This is a genomic window from Enterobacter sp. 01-M-03-SI-ECC (assembly GCF_047530215.1).
In the GTDB taxonomy this organism is placed as follows: Bacteria; Pseudomonadota; Gammaproteobacteria; order Enterobacterales; family Enterobacteriaceae; genus Enterobacter; species Enterobacter chengduensis.
The window spans coordinates 1-4020 of record NZ_JBLKDA010000072.1; the positions used below are offsets into that span (position 1 = coordinate 1).

Annotated in this window: 3 protein-coding genes and 2 pseudogenes; 1 reads left to right on the forward strand and 4 read right to left on the reverse strand. The window is 54.1% G+C overall.

Annotated features, from left to right (window positions below):
* The 3 genes and pseudogenes from ACMWKK_RS25870 to tet(A) all read right to left on the reverse strand — a co-directional run.
* A pseudogene (locus ACMWKK_RS25870) lies at positions 1-119 on the reverse strand (IS6 family transposase); the annotation flags it as partial.
* Between the two features lie 36 nt (positions 120-155).
* Positions 156-659: a shikimate dehydrogenase family protein gene (locus ACMWKK_RS25875; protein ID WP_013851371.1), complete on the reverse strand. Its 504-nt coding sequence runs from the start codon at positions 657-659 to the stop codon at positions 156-158.
* 514 nt (positions 660-1173) lie between these two features.
* Positions 1174-2373, reverse strand: a complete 1200-nt coding sequence (gene tet(A), locus ACMWKK_RS25880; RefSeq protein ID WP_031942321.1) for a tetracycline efflux MFS transporter Tet(A) — start codon at positions 2371-2373, stop codon at positions 1174-1176.
* Positions 2374-2500: 127 nt separating this feature from the next.
* Here tet(A) and tetR point away from each other — a divergent pair, with 127 nt between their 5' ends.
* On the forward strand, positions 2501-3142 hold the full coding sequence (gene tetR / locus ACMWKK_RS25885) for a tetracycline resistance transcriptional repressor TetR (RefSeq protein WP_013851373.1): 642 nt from the start codon (positions 2501-2503) through the stop codon (positions 3140-3142).
* 363 nt (positions 3143-3505) lie between these two features.
* Here tetR and ACMWKK_RS25890 read toward each other — a convergent pair.
* Positions 3506-3709: pseudogene (locus ACMWKK_RS25890) on the reverse strand (DDE-type integrase/transposase/recombinase); the annotation flags it as partial.
* Positions 3710-4020: the final 311 nt, after the last annotated feature.

The following is a 4020-nucleotide window of genomic DNA, read 5'->3' on the forward strand; positions in this document are numbered from 1 at the left end:
ACTCCGCGTTCAGCCAGCATCTCCTGCAGCTCACGGTAACTGATGCCGTATTTGCAGTACCAGCGTACGGCCCACAGAATGATGTCACGCTGAAAATGCCGGCCTTTGAATGGGTTCATGTACAGCTCCATCAGCAAAAGGGGATGATAAGTTTATCACCACCGACTATTTGCAACAGTGCCAATTAATTCTCCAACCTGTTTGGCGGCCATAGCATAAGCAATAGCTGAGCCAGCACCGCCTGTTCCAGCTAGATAGACTCTTTTACCTGTCACATCGAAGCCTCTTTTCAAAAGGCTCGATACGAAACCTTCACCATCGAGCATATCCCCATGTAGTTGGCCCTGAGCATTCCTCCTGATGACGTTGCATCCTCCGATTGCCATAGCAGATTCACTGGCTGAATCAATTAATGAAAGCGCATGTTGTTTGTGAGGCATCGTTATAATGGCACCACGAAAATTCTGAATACATTTCAGACCATTGACAGCGGTTTGCAGACCTACAGAGTTTATATGGAGAGGGACCATCAAAGTGTCGGGGATTTGTTTTTCAAGGATGGCGGCATTTATCATGAGTGGAGCGCTGACCTGAGCGATCGGGTCACCTATGATCGACAACAGTTGCAATTTACCACTAACAATACTGAGTTCATTCATCACTGATACCCGTATGTAAAATAAATTAACCAGACTATTTTACATAGGATTACATGAAAGACTGGTTTAATGGCAAGTAGAAATGCTGTATCAGCCACCTCAACAGGGGAAGACACATCTACATACAGTGATTGAAGGTTACGCCTTCAAATGCTCATATGTCAATAACGTAATTAGAGAATTTGTAGAAACCTACATGTCAGGCTTATTGCGAGATATAATAGATTTAAATTGTACTTTTAATACCTGATACAACGATAAATCTCCAAAATTTGGTGTAAATAATTATCTCATCTGTATTTTTTAGTGGAACATTCGTATTGTCCTGTCCCCCGTTGACTACACATTCTGAAGTGAGGGATGTCTGTTCTTAGAACGAAGCGGACAAGATGGCTGGGTTAGAGGTCCGCTGTGAGCGAAAAGCAGTCCTAATATTGCTGTACTTGTTGTGATTGAAAGACGGGTAGCCGGAAGTCGCCTTGACCCGCATGGCATAGGCCTATCGTTCCCACGATCAGCGATCGGCTCGTTGCCCTACGCCGCTCCAAAACCCGCGACGCAGCGCCGGCAGGCAGAGCAAGTAGAGGGCGGCACCTGCAATCCATGCCCACCCGTTCCACGTTGTTATAGAGGCCGCATAGATCGCCGTGAAGAGGAGGGGCCCGACGATCGAGGTCAGGCTGGTGAGCGCCGCAAGAGATCCTTGAAGCTGCCCCTGACGTTCCTCATCTACCTGCCTGGACAACACTGCTTGCAGCGCCGGCATTCCGATGCCACCCGAAGCAAGCAGGACCATAATCGGGAACGCCATCCATCCCCTTGTCGCCAAGGCAAGCAGGATGTAGCCTGCGCCGTCGGCAATCATTCCGAGCATGAGTGCCCGCCTTTCGCCGAGCCTGGTGGTTACAGGGCCGGTGATCATTGCCTGGGCGAGTGAATGTAGAATACCAAATGCGGCAAGCGAAATGCCGATCAAGCTCGTGTCCCAATGAAAGCGATCCTCGCCGAAGATGACCCAAAGCGTGGCCGGCGCCTGTCCGACGAGTTGCATGATGAAGAAGACAGCCATCAGGGCGGCGATGACGGTCATGCCCCGGACCCACCGGAACGAAGCGAGCGGGTTGAGAGCCTCCCGGCGTAATGGTCGACGTTCGCCTTTGTGCGACTCCGGCAAAAGGAAAATGCCCATCAGGAAATTGAGGCCATTCAAGGCTGCTGCGGCGAAGAACGGAGCATGGGGGGAGAAACTGCTCATCAGCCCACCGAGCACAGGTCCCGCGACCATCCCGAACCCGAAACAGGCGCTCATGAAGCCGAAGTACCGCGCGCGCTCATCCCCATCTGTGATATCGGCAATATAGGCGCCGGCTACCGCACCAGTCGCCCCGGTGATGCCGGCCACGATGCGCCCGATATAGAGAACCCAAAGGAAAGGCGCCGTCGCCATGATGGCGTAGTCGATAGCGGCGCCGGACAGCGAGACGAGCAAGACCGGCCGCCGGCCGAAACGATCCGATAGCGCACCCAGCACAGGCGCGCAGGCAAATTGCATCAACGCATACAGCGCCAGCAAAATGCCATAGTGGGCGGTGACGTCGTTCGAGTGAACCAGATCTCGCAGGAGGCCCGGCAGCACCGGCATAATCAGGCCGATGCCGACAGCGTCGAGCGCGACAGTGCACAGTATTACGATCAGGGGTCTGTTGGGTTTCACGTCTGGCCTCCGGACCAGCCTCCGCTGGCCTCCGGACCAGCCTCCGCTGGTCCGATAGAACTCACGGATCCTTTATCACTGATAAGTTGGTGGACATATTATGTTTATCAGTGATAAAGTGTCAAGCATGATAAAGTTGCAGCCTAATACAGTTATCCGTGTCGCCCTGGACCTGTTGAATGAGGTCGGCGTAGAGGCTCTGACGACACGCAAACTGGCTAAACGGTTGGGGGTTCAGCAGCCGGCGTTATACTGGCACTTCAGGAACAAACGGGCGCTGCTCGACGCACTGGCCGAAGCCATGCTGGCGGAGAATCATACGCATTCGGTGCCGAGAGTCGACGACGACTGGCGCTCATTTCTGATCGGGAATGCCCGCAGCTTCAGGCAGGCGCTGCTCGCTTATCGCGATGGCGCGCGTATCCATGCTGGCACGAGACCGGGCGCACCGCAGATGGAAGTGGTCGACGCGCAGCTTCGCTTCCTCTGCGAGGCGGGTTTTTCGGCTTGGGACGCCGTCAATGCGCTGATGACAATCAGCTACTTCACTGTTGGGGCCGTGCTTGAGGAGCAGGCCGGCGACAGCGATGCCGGTGAGCGCGGCGGCACCATTGAACAGGCTCCGTTGTTGCGGGCCGTGATAGACACCTTCGACGAAGCCGGTCCGGACGCAGTGTTCGAGCTGGGGCTCGCGGTGATTGTCGATGGATTGGCGAAAAGGAGGCTCGTTGCGAGGAACATTCAAGGGCCGAGAAAGGGTGACGATTGATCAGGACCGCTGTCGGAGCGCAACCCGCTCACTACAGCAGAGCCATATAGACAACATCCCCTCCCCCTTTCCACCGCCTCGTGCGCCTGGCGGGCAAGAGCCAGGGCGGCCGTCTTCACATTCTGCCCTGCGCAGATAAGATAGATTTAGCGTGGACTCAAGGCTCTCGCGAATGGCTCGCGTTGGAGGCTTTCATTGATACTTGTGGGGCACCGCAGGGAAATACCGGCTATGTCGTGCTGCGCATCGCAGCCTGCGCCCTTGACTTGTCTCGCCTCTCGGGACTCACCCCTTGATACTGAACAATATCGCCAGCAGCTTCAGTCCTGTCCCGATAACCACCCCGTGGTATCCACTCCGATTTCAGACTGCGGAACAGTCATTCTGCAAAGCATTATCCCAGCAGTTCCCGCTGCGGCTCATGCTGAGCATCATTCCATATTGAGCGGCCAGAATCCGGTACGGCAGGCTGCAATATTGGGTTCCCTGGTCCGAATGGAAAATTATACCTCCCGGGCAACCTCGGCCCTGCCAAGCCATTGCCAGCGCTTGTTTTTGCAAGCAGGCTGTTTGCTTCTGACGAGAACGCCCAGACCACTAATTTATCTGTATATATTCAAGTTTCATCTTGTTTCCCCATGTAAGTATCCCTGCAAAACGAACCATTCACTTTTAGAGATCCTCCGACATACTAATTATGTCCTCTGAGGAGATCTCCATGCGTAAAGTCCGATTCACCGAGCTGCAGACATTCGGCCGGCACTGTTGCAAATAGTCGGTGGTGATAAACTTATCATCCCCTTTTGCTGATGGAGCTGCACATGAACCCATTCAAAGGCCGGCATTTTCAGCGTGACATCATTCTGTGGGCCGTACGC